Here is a 14,009-nt window from a genome sequence, read left to right as displayed (position 1 = left end):
TCTAGCGAGTCCCGCACGCCGATGCAAGGGCATCGCGCCCACATGGACGGCGACGTAGCGTCGCACGCATGTTGCCCGCAGACATCCCCCAGACCGACCACCTCCTCGAACTCGTGGAGATGCGTGGCGTCCCGAGCATCACGATCACGCTTGCGTCGTCGCCGATCCCGGCCGACCACGAGAGGATCCGCATCCAGCTGCGCGATCTCATCGACGACGCAGACCGGCAGGCCAAGGATGCCCGTATCGACCGACCCTCGCGAGAAGCGGCGGTCGCGCGACTGCGCTTCGTCCTCGACGACGAAGACTTCTGGATGCATCAGTCTCGCTCGCTCGTGCTTCTCGCGTCACCCCAACGACTCGACGCCTTCCGGCTGGCCAACCGGCTCAGCGCACGAGCGACGGTATCCGACAGGTTCGACACCGGATCGCTGCTTCGCGCCGTGACATTCCCCCGACGCGCATTCATCGTGCAGATCTCCCGCGGCGGCGCGCGCCTGACCGAGTTCGGCGCCGACCATGGCCTCACCGAGCACGACCTGTCGCTGCCGAGCGATCATCGGCTGATCCTCGAGGAGGCGGACAACGGCGGCCAGGCCGACTTCCCGCGGCCGCAAGGATCCACAGGGGACCGCTTGGAGCGAGAGCGGTACTGCCGCGTTGTGCAGGATGAGGTCGCGCGAATCGTCCCCCGGGGAGTCCCCGTCATCCTCAGCGCGACGACAGACCTCGCACCCGCCTACCGCACCGTCAACACCCATCCCACGCTGCTTGAGGCGGGGATCGACGCGCACCCGGAATCGCTCGACGACGCGGCTCTCGAGCAGAGAGCCCGTCGCATCGTCGACGACCACGAAGACAGCCTGCTGGCGGCGTGGCGCGAGCGCTTCGGCACGCTTCAGGCCCAAGGCCTTGCCGCGGACACCCTCGACGACGTCGCCGTCGCAGCGGCCAATGCCGCCGTCGAGGAGCTGCTGTTCGACATGGACTCGGACGCCGAGGGGACGATCGACGATCGGGGGCGCATCGCGCGAGCCGACGCGGCAGGACCCGAATCGACCGTTCTCGTCGACGAGCTCGCTGCGCGCGTGCTGCGTACGGGCGGAACCGTCCGGGCCGCCCGTCACGACGACATGATCCAAGGGTCACCGGTTGCCGCGACCCTGCGATTCCCGCTCGAGCAGATGGCGACCTGAGCTCGACGGCGCCGTGTGAGGATGTGGGCATGGCACGCACGCCGACATCGTCACTGAGCCCCGCCGACCAGGAACGGCGGCGAGGCCTGCGCCTCATGAAGTCCGTTGCGCTCGGGGCCCTGCTCGTCATGGCGGCGCTGTTCCTGGTCGGGTTCATCGGCCAGCAGCAGGTGCCCGCGCTGGCCTACCTGCGCGCCGCCGCCGAGGGCGGGATGGTCGGTGCGCTCGCTGACTGGTTCGCCGTGACGGCGCTGTTTCGGCATCCGATGGGGATCCCCATCCCTCACACCGCGATCATCCCGCGACGCAAAGACGAGATCGGGCGAAGCCTCGGAGAGTTCGTGGAGACGAACTTCCTCGCGACCGACGTCGTGCGTACGAAGCTCGAATCCCTGTCGATCGCCGCCCGCTTGGGAACCTGGTTGAGCGATCCGGCTCACGCGTCTCGGATCGGATCCGAAGCGGCGGCGATGGGATCGGGCGTTCTGCGCGCCCTCAGCGACGACGATGCGCAGGAGGTGATCACCGCCCTCGCGCGGGAGCATCTCATCGTGCCGGAATGGTCACCGGCGATCGGTGAATGGCTCGGCCGCATCGTCGAGGCAGACGCGCACCGCACGGCCGTCGACCTCGCCGCGGAGAACATCGACGAGTGGCTCGCCCACAACCGCGACGCGTTCACCGGCCTCGTGTCGGGGCGGCTCCCCTCCTGGGTGCCGAGCATCGCGGCGCGCCTCGTGGACGAGACTGTCTACTCGGAAGCGGTCACGTTCGTCCGGGCGGTGCGCACGAACCCGGAGCATCCTGCCCGTGCAGCGATCAGCGACTACCTCGCCCGCCTGTCCGAGAGCATGCAGCACGACCCGCAGACAATCGGTCGGTTCGAGGACGCCAAGCTCGCCGTGTTCGACAGCCCGCGCGTGCGAGAGCTCGCGACGCACGCGTGGAGCACCGCGAAGACGGGCCTGCTGGACGCGCTCGCCGACCCCGAGAGCGGCCTGCGCACTCAGATCGACGCGACGCTGCGCGATATCGGGGAACGCCTCGCGAGAGAGCCGGAGCTGCAGCGCCGCGTGGACACCTGGGTGACCGATGCCGCCGTCTTCCTCGTCGACCGCTACCGTCACGACATCGCCTCGCTCATCACCGACACCGTGGAGCGGTGGGACCCGGCCGAGACCACCGAGAAGATCGAGCTCATGGTCGGGCGTGACCTGCAGTACATCCGTCTCAACGGCACCATCGTCGGCGCGCTCGCGGGACTTGTGATCTACACGGTCGCACACGCCGTGTTCGGCTGAGGCGCGTGCGTCAGACGACGCTGATCACCGTTCCACCGGTCAGATCGACCAGCTGCGGAAAGGTCAACGGGAACACCGTGTGCGGCGTGCCCCCGGCCGCCCAGATCTCGGGAAAGGCGGCGAGGTCCTCGTCGATGATCGTCACGAGGGGGGCGGGGTGCCCCGTGGGCGCGACGCCGCCGATGGCCTGGCCGGTCGCCTGGCGCACCTGCTCGGGTGTCGCGCGGGTGATGGATGTTCGACCGAGCCGCGCCGCCAGCGCCGCGGTGTCGACCCGGTGGGCGCCGCTGGTCATCACCAGCAGCGGCTCGCCGTCCGACCAGAACACCAGACTGTTCGCGATGGCGCCGACCTCGATCCCCAGCGCCTGGGCAGCCAGCGCCGCGGTGGAGGCGGCATCCGGGAGCACGACGATCTCTCCCGGGATGCCCGCTGCGCGGATGGCATCGTGGACGAGACGGCTGCGGGCGGGAAGATGCTCGGTCACTGTCCGAGCCTACGGCGAAGACCCGGTAGCGTCGCAACGTGGACAATCGCCGCGCCGACCACAGTGCCACCACCCACAGCGCCACCGACCACAGTGCCACCGACCACACCGGCGCGCCTGTCCCCGTGGTGATGTGCACGTGGCGGCGTCCTGAGTACTTCTCGCAGACGCTGCGACTGCTCGAGAAGCAGCACGATGTGCGGATCGAACTCCACGTCTGGAACAACAACCCGGCGATCCGCGACGCGCTCGAAGCCGATGCCCGCCAGAGCAGCATCGCCGTGACGTTCCGCCACTCCGAGCAGAACATCGGCGGGTACGGCAGGTTCTTCCTGGCGAGAGAGCTCGCGGCGCGGCATCCGTATGTCGTCTTCATCGACGACGACCAGCTGTTCGGGCCCTCAACGATCGCGACCCTGGTCTCGGAGGCCCGGCCGCGCAGCGCCAGCGGATGGTGGGCCTATCGTTTTCCGCTGCCGCCGAGCTACTGGCTGCGCGTTCCGGCGCTCCGGGGTCGTCGCGCGCAGTACCTGGGCACGTGCGGCATGATCATCGACACCTCGATCTTCGAGGATCCTCGCGTGTTCGAGTGCCCCGAGAGGTTCTGGTTCGTCGAGGATCTGTGGCTCAGTTACGTGGCGGACCACCTGCACCGCTGGCGCCTGACCCGCTCGCGCGCCCGGTTCTGGTTCATCCCCGACACGAAGAACCAGTTCGCGGGGCTCGTGTCGGACAAGGGAGAGTTCTTGCGCTACCTCACCGAGCAGGGGTGGCTGCGTCGCCGTCGTCGAGGCGGGACGACTCGGCCGCTATCCTGAGCGGATGAGTTTCTTCGGCGGCGGATCGGGCGATGACAAGAACAAGATCACGCCCGCGCGCATCACGATCTGGATCGTGGTCGCCGGCGTCGGGGTGTATCTCGTGGTGTCGGGGCTGATCGGCATCCTCTCCGGCGGGAGCTGAGCCACGGACGGATGCCGCGCCCGCCGTGGGTCCGCGCGTGCGTAGGCTGGGCCCGTGGACGTGTGGCTCGCGGCCCTGAGCGGCCTCATCGGCGGCGGGGCGCTGTTCCTCGGCGCCGGCGTCGCGTGGTTCGTGACGGTGCCGCGGCTCGTGGTCACAGCGATCATGGCGTTCGGCGCAGGAGTGCTGATCTCGACCCTCGCGTTCGAGCTCGTCGCGGAAGCCGCCGAGGGCGGCGGTGTCGTGCCGACCGCGGGCGGTTTCCTCGCGGGCGCCGTGATCTACATCGCCGCCGATTGGCTGGTGTCCCGTCCGAAAACCGTGCCCGACGCCGCGCGCAATATCGCCAAACGCCGTGGGAAGGGCACGGCTGCCCTCTCGGGCGGCGGGGCGGCGATCGCAGTCGGCTCCGTGATCGACGGCATACCGGAATCGGTCGTCATGGGACTCTCGGTGCTGCAGACGGGGGGCATCAGCATCCCGATCGTCGCCGCGATCGCGATCAGCAACATTCCCGAGGGACTGTCATCCACTGCCGCCTTCAAGCAGGACGGGAACCGCGGCCGCACGGTCGCGCTGCTGTGGGGAGGCATCACCGCGGCATCCGTCATCGCCGCCGTCGTCGGCTACCTTGCGCTCCAGGCCGCCCCACCGGAACTCGTCGCCGTCATCACCAGCATCGCCGCGGGCGCGCTGCTGGCCATGGTCGCCAACACCATGATCCCGGAGGCGTTCGAGCGTCTCCACCTGCTGACCGGACTCTGGACGACCCTCGGCTTCCTGCTCGCCTTCGTCATGCACGAACTCGGGTGATGTGGAGGCTCGCGCCTGTCAGCCCTTGCCGCCGGGCGGACCGATGAGCAGCAGCGCCACGTAGAGCACGACCACAGCTGCCGCGATGAGGATGCCGAGAACCCACGGCCGACGGAGGAACCACCGCAGCGCCCGGTCGTACCAGGCCTGGTCCCGCGGATCATCGGTCTGCTCCAGGCGCCACTGACCGACAAGCGAGCCGCGCCGGTGAAGCCAGATCTCGGTCGGAATGGTCGCGTAGGGCACGATCGCGCTGACGAGCGCCACCGCGGTCGGCCACGCGCGCCATCTGTTGTTCAGGGCCACGAGGATCGCGGTGGCGCCGTACGAGAGGAACACGAAGCCGTGGATGCCGCCGCCGATCGTGACGGCGAGCGCGAGCTCGGGGTCAACGGCGCGCACGATGAGCGCCCCGATGAGCAGGGTCCACGAGATCGCCTCGAGGATCGCGAGGGTGCGGAAGAGGGAGAGCGGGGTTCGGAACACACCTTCAGCATATCTGAAGGCGGCGTACCCCTGGTCACCTCGAACGTTTCGCTTCGTGACGGTGCGCGTCCAAGAATGACACCGCGATGCGCTTCATGACGACGCGGTTGGGCGCGCCCCGCCCGGGCCCGCCACGATGGTGCGCATGTCCCTGACCGCACTCGATCGTTCCGCCGCCCCGGAGACCGTCACCACCGCACCGCGGGGTGGCGCCGTGGATCTCGTCGGCGTCGGCCGCACGTTTCCCGGCGTCGATGGCAGACGCGACGTGCTGCGCGGACTCACCCTGCAGTTCCGCGCTGGTGAGATGGTCGCCATCGTCGGCCCATCCGGATGCGGGAAGTCGACTCTCTTGCGTGTCATCGGCGGTCTCGACCGCCCCACCACGGGCGAGATCGCCGTCGCCAGGCACCCCGTCGTCGACACCGACGCGCGCACCGCGATCGCCTTCCAGGAGCCGCGCCTGCTGCCCTGGCGCACGATCGCGCAGAACGTGGAACTCGGCCTCCCGCGCGGCGCCGGCCGCCGGGCGGGGCGGGAGCGCGTCGCAGAGCTTCTCGAGCTCGTCGGGCTTACGGCATCCGCTGACCTGACCCCGCGGCAGGTGTCTGGCGGCATGGCCCAGCGCGCGTCGCTGGCCCGAGCCCTCGCGCGGGGACCCGAGGTCCTGCTGCTCGATGAGCCGTTCGGCGCACTCGATGCCCTCACCCGACTGCGGATGCAGGATCTGCTGCTGCAGGTCCACGCAGCAGAGCCGACCACCGTCGTCCTCGTGACCCACGACGTCGAGGAGGCACTGTTCCTCGCCGATCGCGTCTTGCTGCTGCGCACTCTCGCGCCAGGGGACGACTCCGGGTCAGTGGCCCGCATCCTCACCGCGCCCGGGCAGCGCCCTCGGGATCGCGCCAATGCTGCCTTCGCAGACCTTCGCGCCGAGCTGCTCACCGGCCTGGGCGTCGACACCCATCACGCTCCCCTCCCCTGACCCACCGACCCGCCCCTCACCACGACACCCTCAGACCTCGGAGACACTCATGCCTTCCCGCACAGCTCTCGGCATCCGTGCCACCCTCGCCCTTCTCACGACCGCTGCGATCGCCGTCGCGACCACCGGCTGCCTCGCCGGCGAGAACGCCAGCGCCGCGCCGGCAGCCGCCGGCGGCAGCGCGTGGTCCTCCGACTCGCTCACCGTCGACTTCGCGACCTACAACCCGCTGAGCCTCATCATCCGGGAGCAGGGCCTCATCGAGGAGGCGCTCGGCGACACCGTCACCGTGGAGTGGGTGCAGTCGGCAGGCTCCAACAAGGCGAACGAGTTCCTGCGGGCAGGCTCGGTGGATGTCGGTTCCACGGCGGGCTCGGCCGCGCTGCTGGCACGCGCGAACGGTTCGCCGATTCAGGTCATCGACATCTACTCGCAGCCGGAGTGGTCGGCGATCGTCGTTCCGGCGGGCAGCCCGATCGACTCCGTTCAGGACCTCGTCGGCCGCTCGATCGCCGCAACCGCCGGCACCGACCCGTACTTCTTCCTTCTCCAGGCACTCGAGGCCGAGGGCGTGTCGATCGACGACCTCGACGTGCAGAACCTGCAGCACGCCGACGGTCGCGCCGCGATGGATGCCGGGTCCGTCGACGCGTGGGCGGGCCTGGACCCGATCATGGCGGCCGCGGAGGTCGAGTCGGGCGCGCGTCTGATCTACCGCAACGTCGACTTCAACTCCTACGGGTTCCTCAACGCGACCGAACAGTTCCTCGCCGAGCACGCGGACCTCGCTCAGGTCGTCGTGGATGCTTACGAGCAGGCGCGCGCGTGGGCTCTCGAGCACCCGGAAGAGACCGCCGCACTCCTGGCTGAGGTCGCGGGAATCGACCCCGACGTCGCCGCCACTGTCATCCAGGAACGCTCGAACCTCGACGTCAGCGGCATCCCGGGAGCCGACCAGCTCGCGGTGCTCGAGAAGATCGCTCCCGTCCTTGTCGCATCCGACGCCGTCCAGGGCGGACAGGCAGCGATCGACGAGGCTCTCGCGACGATCATCAACCCCACCTTCGCCGAGAAGGCCACTCAGGACCGATGAGCGCGCTCACCAGCACTCGGGGCGACGAGCGTCTGAGTGACGCCGCCCCGGCGCCACGCACCCTGTGGGATCGCCGCGCGACCAGACTCATCGGCGGTCTCATCCTGCCCCTCGTCATCCTCGGCCTGTGGCAGGCGGTCACCGCCTCGGGGCTCGTCCCGCCCTACCGACTGCCGCCGCCGGCGACGGTCGTGGATGCGGCAGTGCAGCTCGCGCAGAGCGGTGACCTGTGGATTCACATCGCGATCTCGATCCAGCGCGTCCTGCTCGGTTTCGCGGTGGGCTCGGTCGTCGGGCTCGCGGTCGCCGCCGTCGTGGGGCTCACGCGTGCCGGCGACATCCTGCTGAGCCCGACGCTCGCGGCGTTTCGAGCCATCCCCTCACTCGCCCTCGTGCCGCTGCTGCTGCTGTGGATGGGCATCGGCGAAGACTCCAAGGTCACCCTCATCGCGATCGGCGCCTTCTTCCCCGTCTTCACCACCGTCAGTGCCGCGCTCCGGCAGGTCGATCCGCATGCCGTCGAGATGGCTCGTTCGTTCAGCCTGCGGGGGTTCGCGCTGTTGCGCACCGTGCAGCTCCCGGCCGTGGTGCCTTCGATCGTGGCGGGTCTGCGACTCGCGCTGGCCCAGGCATGGCTCTTCCTCGTCGCGGCCGAACTGCTCGCCGCCGCCATGGGACTCGGGTTCCTCCTCACCGACTCGCAGTCGACGGGTCGGGTCGACCGCATCCTGCTCGCGATCGTGCTGCTCGCGATCCTCGGCACCCTGACCAACGGACTCCTCAGTCTCGCGCAGAGACTCCTGCTACGCCGGTGGATGTAGGCGAGCACCCGCTGTGTCGAGCGGGATCTCGGCGCGTCAGCGGTCGCACTTCATCAGGTCGGTCTGCGCGAGGGGCTCTCCGGCCTCAATGACATAGGTGACCAGCAGCACGACATCGTCGGCTCCTTCGTTGACGCCGTGATGGATGTAGCCCGCACCCTCGACGATCGCGTCTCCGGTCGTGTAGATGTGCTTACCCTCGGGGTAGATCGGAGCGTAATGGGTGAGTGCGCCCCGCTCCACAACGGCGATGAGCTGACCGGCGTGACAGTGCTCACCCGTCCCCGCGCCGGGGCTGAGCGTGATGCGGCGGAACACGACCTGTGAGGCCCCGTCCACCTGGACGTCGACTCCGGAGGGGTTCTCCCCTGCGGCCAGGTCTTCGGCGGTGACCGGCGCGGGACTCGCGGATGGGCTCCGGTCAGCGGTCTGCGACGGGTCAGGCGATGTCGTACACCCGGTCACGAGCAGGCACGTGACGAGCAGGATCAGGGAGAAACTGCGGCGCACCTGCATGAGGCAAGCGTGGTATATCGCTGGGAAAGCGCGGATGCGACTCACGAGACGCGTCTGTCAAGGACGTAGAAGGCACTCACGACGCTGCCTACCCTTCACCGGGACACGCCAATCACGCGGCCATCTGCGAGGGGTCGCCGTTCGAGACAAGAGAGGTGAGGCAGATGAACGGCAACGAGAACGGGAGCGCGCCCGGGCACGAGGAGCACGGCGGGGGGAAGAAGCAGAACGAGAAGACGATGAGCGCCCAGACGTATCTGCGCTTCGCCGCCATGATCCTCACCGGGATGGTGATCATGTACGCCGTCATGTTCGCCGGCTCTTGGGAGTGGGGACACATTCAGTTCAGCCAGAGCCGAGTCTTCATGGCGCTCACGATGGGCGGCGCGATGGGCCTGGTGATGCTGGCGTGGATGCTCAACATGTACCGAAGCTGGAAAGCCAACGTCGCCGTGATCGGCGTCAGCGTACTCCTCATTGCCGGAGGGATCGTCCTCGATCGAACCCAGGCAACGGTCGACGACACCTCCTTCATGCGTGCGATGATTCCTCACCACTCGCTCGCGATCACGCGCTCTGAGCGGGCACAACTGGCCGACATCCGCGTGTGCGAGCTGGCTGTGGAGATCAGCGAAGCCCAGCGGCGGGAGATCTGGGAGATGGAGTGGCTGATCCAAGACATCGAAGCGAACGGCGTCGCCTCCACTGCGGCAGAAGCCGACGCGCGCGCCGTCCCCGAGTACACCCAGCCGGCGGCACGTACCTGCGAGGGGCAGTCCGCCACGGAATGAGCGGGGGGTGGACCCACCCGAGGGGATTTGTCACACCACCACTCCACCGGCTGCGACGCAGTGCGCGGAGCCTCCGGCGGCGCCGGCCCGCCCACGGGTTCTCGCTCCCCACAGAACGACGAAAGGCGCCCGCGGGGGCGCCTTTCCTTGGTGGACCTGAGGGGATTCGAACCCCTGACCTCTTCATTGCGAAATAGGTGTTGAGCCCCAGCGGACGGGTTGAATTGGCGGGAAAGTTCCTGACTAGGAACACATTTACATTATCACCACGAGTCGCCCGGAATCGCGACGAATCGCGGCCCGAGTCCCATATGGTCCCCAGTGAGAACGTTTCGCCAGGGAAGGAGCGGAGGCGCGAAACCACTCACATTTGCAGAATCGCCGCTACGGGCGACAGGGCAGGGCCGCACCTGCGCGCACGTTTCAGCTCCCCGCCCAAATACGGGGTAATCCACCCCACGCACTCACTCCCCCGGCCAACACTCCTTCTCGACCTCAGCGATAGCCACCACGAGCCGCTGCCCCGATACATCCAGTGCCTCGAAGTTCCCCCGAGAGAGAGCCTCCGACACCTGCTGCAGCTGCTTCCCCACCTCGTCTAGCCCCACATCCCCCGCCTCACGAGCCAGCTCCGACAGCCGCTCAGCATGCACCGCCATCCCCGCCAGGGATCCCGCCCACGAAGCCAGCTCGAGCGCTTCATCGATCTCAACCAGCACGCCACAGCGCTCAGCGACACCATCGTCAGCCTCGCGACTTTGTGAACAGGCGCCGAGCGTGGTCAGCAGAGCAACGAGGGCAAGCGCGGTCGCGATCTTGCTCGTTTCTTTGATCCCATGGTTCATGATTCCGATCCTCCTTCTTTCTGTTTTTCCCCCAAGCGGAACCATCCCCAAATCCCCCCCTTAAGGGGGTGGGGGATGGTTGGGGATGATGTCGTTCCAAGGCGGGGATTCACCGTCCGAACGGACAGATGAGCGCTTATGTGGGAGCCCCCGCCGCCCGATCGACGGGGGACTCTCTCGTGGGGGACACTATCGCGTATAGCTTGCGCCTCCCCTCTCTTTGCTCGGCCACCCTTCCTCCTTCGATCGCGCGGGCGAGAATGCCTCTCACGGTGTTCTTCGAGATGCCTTTGATGGCTCTGCGCATTCTGGGTGGGGTGAGGCGCTCGGGCGTGGCGTGACGGGGTGAGGTGGGTCGAGGCTCGGAGGATCGGTAGCGACCAAGCAACCTGTTCGTCCGGAGACCTCGACCCGTGCCTGATGCTACGCGCTGCGCCGCCGCGCGCCCATGTTCTGCTGTCTACTGTGATCGCTGCGACCTGCTCGTCGGACTCGACGGGCTCCGGGTGGCCGGGGTCGAGCGTCGCGGCGATGGCGTGCTCGTGATCGATGCCGAGTCGCCGCCGGGTCCGGTCGGCTGCCCTGAGTGCGGAGTGGTCGCGGAGTCGGCGGGACGGAAGGTGCTCGTTCTGACGGACGCCCCGATGGGCGGGACTCCGGTTCGGGTCCGGTGGCGCAAGCGCCGCTGGCGGTGTCGCCAGGACGGGTGCGGGGTGCGCTCATTCACGGAGCAGAACCCGGCCGTCGCGGCGGCCAACAAAGCGCTGACGGCTCGCGCGGTGGCGTGGGCGGTGGCGCAGATGCGCCGCGAGAACGCGTCAGTGCGCGGTGTCGCTCGGCAGCTGCGCGTCGCGTGGCGCACGGTCTGGACGCACGTGGAGGCCGAGTTGCAGCGCCGCGAGCAGGACCCTGGCCGGTTCGATGGCGTCGAAGTGCTCGGCGTGGACGAGCACCTGTGGCATCACGTGTCCACGAAGCCCGTCGCCGACGGCGGGCGCGGTCCGAAGGAGCTGACCGGGATGGTCGACCTGACCCGAGACGCCACGGGACGCGTGCGGGCGCGACTGCTGGACCTGGTGCCAGGTCGATCCTCGAAGGCGTACGCAGACTGGATCAAGGAGCGGGACGAGCAGTTCCGTGCCGGGGTGAAGATCGCAGCTCTTGACCCGTTCGCCGGCTACAAGAAGGCCCTCGACGACGAACTCGACGACGCGACCGCGGTGCTGGACGCGTTCCACGTCGTCAAGCTCGGCACCGCCGCGGTTGATGACGTCCGTCGCCGCGTCCAGCAAGACACCCTCGGCCATCGCGGCCGCAAGGGAGATCCGCTCTACGGGATCCGCAACATCCTCCGCGCCGGACGGGAGCGCCTCACCGACAGGCAGCGGTCCCGGCTCGACGCGGCGTTCGCGACGAGGGAGGAGCACGTTGAAGTTGAAGTCGCCTGGCACGCCGCCCAGCAGCTCCGCGACGCCTACCGGCACCCCAACCTGGTCGAAGGGCACAAGATCGCCGAGAAGGTTCTCGAATCGTTCCCGTCCTGCCCGATCCCCGAAATCGCCCGCCTCGGCCGCACCCTCACCCAGTGGCGAGCCGCGTTCCTGGCCTACTGGGCGACAGGACGCTCATCCAACGGCGGCACCGAGGCCGTGAACGGGCTCATCGAACTCGCCCGCCGGATCGCCCGCGGCTTCACCAACTACGACAACTACCGGCTCCGCATGCTCCTGATCGCCGGCGGACTTGACCCCCTCACCCCCACCTAGAATGCGCAGAGCCCCTTTGATCCCGAGCAACCCCAGTTCGTCCGCTCCCATGGCACCGCGGGCCGTCAGGGCATCCACAGCGGCGTCGACGAGACGGTCTCCTACAGCGGCTGCCGCATCGGGCGCAAAGGCGAGGCGGCGCCCGTCGTAGATGCTCAGAAGCCCCCGCTGCACGTCCACGTCACGCCCTTGAGCCTCCAAAAAGCGAAGGGAGCGGGCATCGCGTGGGTCTTCGCGAGTGAGGGTCCAGATCGCATCGGGCCAGTCCTCGAATCGGCTGTCGCCTCGGGCATGTGTCCCGGCGTGGCCGGCGTGATGGACGACGATTCCTTCCGAGATTCCGGCCTCCTCCTTGAGTGCGTCAAAGGCAGCGAGGACCTTCCCGGCCTCACGATGCTCGTCCAGCCCGAGAGCATCCATCAGCGGCCGCACGGGGTCGAGCACGAGCACGTCGACACCACGTAGCCGCTCCGCCCAGCGCGCTCGCACAGCAGCGTCGGTGATCCGAAAAGAGGACGCCTTGCCGCGGAGCGAGAAGAGGGCGACCCGATCCGTGTTGCGGATGCCCGCTCCTTCGAGCCATGACCGCGCCGTCGAAGGACTCATCTCAAAATCGAGAATCGCAACGGATCGAGTCCCGCTGACCGGGAAGTGATCCAAGAATGGCGAACCGTCGACGAGGGAGCGCGTGAGATTGTGGACAAGCGACGTTTTGCCCGCCTTCCGCTGCGCCGCGAGGAGAGCGTTGCCGCCCACGTGAAGGAGGCCGTCCACGGCCCACAGGTCCGCCTCCATCTCGGTGGCGAGCAGGTCCGTGAGGGAGGTCGCCTCCGGGATATCGATTGCCTCCGCGTGCTCGGCCGCCAGGAGCGCCCGCGCCATGTCCCGCGCCCGCTGCCGCTTCACCTCCTCCCGCAACCCACCTCGCGGTAGTTTGGCGTCCTCTTGCGCGAAGTGCTGCACGCGACGGGCAAGCGTCATACGTTCAGCCCGACGGACGCCCTCCCGCCAGGCCTGTTCTTGGCGCAGCGACTCAATCGCCGCCTGCTCAGCTTGGCTCTCCTGCCACGCCTTCTCAGCCTCGGCCATCCAGCGCTCCGACAGAGCCTCCCGAACCGTCATGCAGCCCAGGCCTCGCCTGACTCGCCGCTGGCATACGCACGCTCTGTCAGTCTCACCATGAGCGTGCTGACGACAAACTCCCGGATTGCGTCGCGGAAGGCGTCCGCGTCCCTGTCGGACTGTGATGCGCTCAGCCACCCATCGCCATCGTCTGGCAGGAGACGGGGCCACCGCGCCAACGCGCCGTCCTCGATGGTCCGTTCAACGACCTTGCGAGCATCCGCGGAACTGACGAACTCCCGCGTCAGCCCGATGTGCTTCGACTCCGCGCTCCAGATGAAGGAAACGACCTCAACGGGAATGCGCACCTCCTCCTCACGGTCGCGCCTCGCGTCGATCCAGTCCCCGACTGCACCGCGAAGGAGCGCGCCTCTGAGGTCGTCAGCATCCGCCATCATCTCGTCCGAGAGCACGTTCATGCTGCTGCCCCCAGACCCGCCGTGGCCGCCGCGAAGGAGTCGGCGGTGAGCACACCGTCATCAACCAACCGCCGCACATGACGCCGAGACGCCCGCATACCGGCACTCGCAAGCGCCGCCTTCACACGCCGCGAGCCGAAGTTCCCGGCCTCCGCATCCGCCCGCGCTGCCGCAAAGTCGATGGTCGCGGCGCTCACGCTGCGACCTCCGTTTCGGCTGATAGGAAGGCAGAGAGATCGGATTGCCGAATGCGAACGGAGCGGCCCAGGCGGATCGTGCGAAGGTCGCCGCGCTGGATCGCGCGGTAGACCGCTTGGGCGCTGATTCCGAGAAGCTCGGCGCAGTCCCGGACAGTGAGGATGCGGAATAGGTCCGCGGAATTCTGGGGCATCTTGCCCTCCTTCG

The 14,009-nt window shown here is 68.2% G+C and carries 17 protein-coding genes and 1 pseudogene; 10 read left to right on the top strand and 8 right to left on the bottom strand.

The window, feature by feature from the left end; all coding sequences use genetic code 11:
- The first annotated feature begins 68 nt into the window (after positions 1 to 68).
- Complete coding sequence (locus ACSGC5_RS03120) at positions 69 to 1,196, top strand: hypothetical protein (protein WP_434969143.1); 1,128 nt, start codon at positions 69 to 71, stop codon at positions 1,194 to 1,196.
- A 29-nt stretch (positions 1,197 to 1,225) separates the two neighbouring features.
- Positions 1,226 to 2,497, top strand: coding sequence for a DUF445 domain-containing protein (locus ACSGC5_RS03115; protein WP_434969141.1), 1,272 nt, complete (start codon positions 1,226 to 1,228; stop codon positions 2,495 to 2,497).
- A 10-nt stretch (positions 2,498 to 2,507) separates the two neighbouring features.
- Here ACSGC5_RS03115 and ACSGC5_RS03110 read toward each other — a convergent pair whose 3' ends face one another.
- The gene (locus ACSGC5_RS03110) at positions 2,508 to 2,984 is read right to left on the bottom strand and encodes a YbaK/EbsC family protein (RefSeq protein ID WP_434969140.1); all 477 of its coding nucleotides are present in this window, start codon (positions 2,982 to 2,984) and stop codon (positions 2,508 to 2,510) included.
- Between the two features lie 38 nt (positions 2,985 to 3,022).
- Here ACSGC5_RS03110 and ACSGC5_RS03105 point away from each other — a divergent pair, with 38 nt between their 5' ends.
- From ACSGC5_RS03105 to ACSGC5_RS03095, 3 genes are read left to right on the top strand one after another with little or no spacing between them, the layout of a single operon-like run.
- Complete coding sequence (locus ACSGC5_RS03105) at positions 3,023 to 3,802, top strand: glycosyltransferase family 2 protein (RefSeq protein ID WP_434969139.1); 780 nt, start codon at positions 3,023 to 3,025, stop codon at positions 3,800 to 3,802.
- 4 nt (positions 3,803 to 3,806) lie between these two features.
- Positions 3,807 to 3,947 (top strand): hypothetical protein, encoded by a 141-nt coding sequence (locus ACSGC5_RS03100; RefSeq protein WP_434969138.1) that lies wholly within the window; start codon positions 3,807 to 3,809, stop codon positions 3,945 to 3,947.
- A gap of 54 nt (positions 3,948 to 4,001) precedes the next feature.
- Positions 4,002 to 4,760: a ZIP family metal transporter gene (locus ACSGC5_RS03095; RefSeq protein ID WP_434969137.1), complete on the top strand. Its 759-nt coding sequence runs from the start codon at positions 4,002 to 4,004 to the stop codon at positions 4,758 to 4,760.
- A gap of 18 nt (positions 4,761 to 4,778) precedes the next feature.
- On the opposite strand, the gene ACSGC5_RS03090 is transcribed toward ACSGC5_RS03095, so the two are convergent.
- Positions 4,779 to 5,246, bottom strand: coding sequence for a DUF3817 domain-containing protein (locus ACSGC5_RS03090; protein WP_434969136.1), 468 nt, complete (start codon positions 5,244 to 5,246; stop codon positions 4,779 to 4,781).
- Positions 5,247 to 5,391: 145 nt separating this feature from the next.
- On the opposite strand from ACSGC5_RS03090, the gene ACSGC5_RS03085 reads away from it, so the two are divergent.
- Genes ACSGC5_RS03085 through ACSGC5_RS03075 form a run of 3 tightly spaced genes read left to right on the top strand, consistent with a single transcriptional unit; the run spans position 5,392 to position 8,145 of the window.
- Positions 5,392 to 6,231, top strand: coding sequence for an ABC transporter ATP-binding protein (locus ACSGC5_RS03085; RefSeq protein ID WP_434969135.1), 840 nt, complete (start codon positions 5,392 to 5,394; stop codon positions 6,229 to 6,231).
- 49 nt (positions 6,232 to 6,280) lie between these two features.
- Positions 6,281 to 7,324 (top strand): aliphatic sulfonate ABC transporter substrate-binding protein, encoded by a 1,044-nt coding sequence (locus ACSGC5_RS03080; RefSeq protein WP_434969134.1) that lies wholly within the window; start codon positions 6,281 to 6,283, stop codon positions 7,322 to 7,324.
- A complete protein-coding gene (locus ACSGC5_RS03075; protein WP_434969133.1) occupies positions 7,321 to 8,145 on the top strand; it encodes an ABC transporter permease in 825 nt (274 codons plus the stop codon). The genes ACSGC5_RS03080 and ACSGC5_RS03075 overlap by 4 nt, the downstream gene beginning before the upstream one ends.
- A gap of 36 nt (positions 8,146 to 8,181) precedes the next feature.
- On the opposite strand, the gene ACSGC5_RS03070 is transcribed toward ACSGC5_RS03075, so the two are convergent.
- Positions 8,182 to 8,661: a cupin domain-containing protein gene (locus tag ACSGC5_RS03070; protein WP_434969132.1), complete on the bottom strand. Its 480-nt coding sequence runs from the start codon at positions 8,659 to 8,661 to the stop codon at positions 8,182 to 8,184.
- A 164-nt stretch (positions 8,662 to 8,825) separates the two neighbouring features.
- Here ACSGC5_RS03070 and ACSGC5_RS03065 point away from each other — a divergent pair, with 164 nt between their 5' ends.
- Positions 8,826 to 9,452, top strand: coding sequence for a DUF305 domain-containing protein (locus tag ACSGC5_RS03065; protein ID WP_434969131.1), 627 nt, complete (start codon positions 8,826 to 8,828; stop codon positions 9,450 to 9,452).
- 464 nt (positions 9,453 to 9,916) lie between these two features.
- Here ACSGC5_RS03065 and ACSGC5_RS03060 read toward each other — a convergent pair whose 3' ends face one another.
- The gene (locus ACSGC5_RS03060) at positions 9,917 to 10,297 is read right to left on the bottom strand and encodes a hypothetical protein (RefSeq protein WP_434969130.1); all 381 of its coding nucleotides are present in this window, start codon (positions 10,295 to 10,297) and stop codon (positions 9,917 to 9,919) included.
- Between the two features lie 413 nt (positions 10,298 to 10,710).
- Between ACSGC5_RS03060 and ACSGC5_RS03055 the strand changes: the two genes are divergently transcribed.
- Positions 10,711 to 12,063, top strand: coding sequence for an ISL3 family transposase (locus ACSGC5_RS03055; protein ID WP_336633669.1), 1,353 nt, complete (start codon positions 10,711 to 10,713; stop codon positions 12,061 to 12,063).
- Between the two features lie 309 nt (positions 12,064 to 12,372).
- Here ACSGC5_RS03055 and ACSGC5_RS03050 read toward each other — a convergent pair.
- The 4 genes and pseudogenes from ACSGC5_RS03050 to ACSGC5_RS03035 all read right to left on the bottom strand — a co-directional run.
- Positions 12,373 to 12,945, bottom strand: a pseudogene (locus ACSGC5_RS03050) (AAA family ATPase); the annotation flags it as partial.
- A gap of 236 nt (positions 12,946 to 13,181) precedes the next feature.
- Positions 13,182 to 13,604, bottom strand: coding sequence for a hypothetical protein (locus ACSGC5_RS03045; RefSeq protein WP_434969129.1), 423 nt, complete (start codon positions 13,602 to 13,604; stop codon positions 13,182 to 13,184).
- Positions 13,601 to 13,801 (bottom strand): hypothetical protein, encoded by a 201-nt coding sequence (locus tag ACSGC5_RS03040; RefSeq protein WP_434969128.1) that lies wholly within the window; start codon positions 13,799 to 13,801, stop codon positions 13,601 to 13,603. The genes ACSGC5_RS03045 and ACSGC5_RS03040 overlap by 4 nt, the downstream gene beginning before the upstream one ends.
- The gene (locus tag ACSGC5_RS03035) at positions 13,798 to 13,995 is read right to left on the bottom strand and encodes a helix-turn-helix domain-containing protein (protein WP_434969127.1); all 198 of its coding nucleotides are present in this window, start codon (positions 13,993 to 13,995) and stop codon (positions 13,798 to 13,800) included. The genes ACSGC5_RS03040 and ACSGC5_RS03035 overlap by 4 nt, the downstream gene beginning before the upstream one ends.
- Positions 13,996 to 14,009 lie beyond the last annotated feature (14 nt).

Origin of the sequence: Microbacterium sp. bgisy207 (assembly GCF_965345035.1) — a bacterium.
Classification (GTDB): Bacteria; Actinomycetota; Actinomycetes; order Actinomycetales; family Microbacteriaceae; genus Microbacterium.
The sequence above is the reverse complement of the archived record's forward strand: the minus strand, read 5'-3'. Positions and strand labels throughout refer to the sequence as shown.

Excerpts from the sequence above, each read along its gene's own strand:
- ACSGC5_RS03085 (WP_434969135.1), top strand. The coding sequence starts at position 5,392 with ATGTCCCTGACCGCACTCGATCGTTCCGCCGCCCCGGAGACCGTCACC.
- ACSGC5_RS03070 (WP_434969132.1), bottom strand. The coding sequence starts at position 8,661 with ATGCAGGTGCGCCGCAGTTTCTCCCTGATCCTGCTCGTCACGTGCCTG.
- ACSGC5_RS03115 (WP_434969141.1), top strand. The coding sequence starts at position 1,226 with ATGGCACGCACGCCGACATCGTCACTGAGCCCCGCCGACCAGGAACGG.
- ACSGC5_RS03065 (WP_434969131.1), top strand. The coding sequence starts at position 8,826 with ATGAACGGCAACGAGAACGGGAGCGCGCCCGGGCACGAGGAGCACGGC.
- ACSGC5_RS03120 (WP_434969143.1), top strand. The coding sequence starts at position 69 with ATGTTGCCCGCAGACATCCCCCAGACCGACCACCTCCTCGAACTCGTG.
- ACSGC5_RS03045 (WP_434969129.1), bottom strand. The coding sequence starts at position 13,604 with ATGAACGTGCTCTCGGACGAGATGATGGCGGATGCTGACGACCTCAGA.
- ACSGC5_RS03080 (WP_434969134.1), top strand. The coding sequence starts at position 6,281 with ATGCCTTCCCGCACAGCTCTCGGCATCCGTGCCACCCTCGCCCTTCTC.
- ACSGC5_RS03075 (WP_434969133.1), top strand. The coding sequence starts at position 7,321 with ATGAGCGCGCTCACCAGCACTCGGGGCGACGAGCGTCTGAGTGACGCC.
- ACSGC5_RS03060 (WP_434969130.1), bottom strand. The coding sequence starts at position 10,297 with ATGAACCATGGGATCAAAGAAACGAGCAAGATCGCGACCGCGCTTGCC.
- ACSGC5_RS03035 (WP_434969127.1), bottom strand. The coding sequence starts at position 13,995 with ATGCCCCAGAATTCCGCGGACCTATTCCGCATCCTCACTGTCCGGGAC.
- ACSGC5_RS03100 (WP_434969138.1), top strand. The coding sequence starts at position 3,807 with ATGAGTTTCTTCGGCGGCGGATCGGGCGATGACAAGAACAAGATCACG.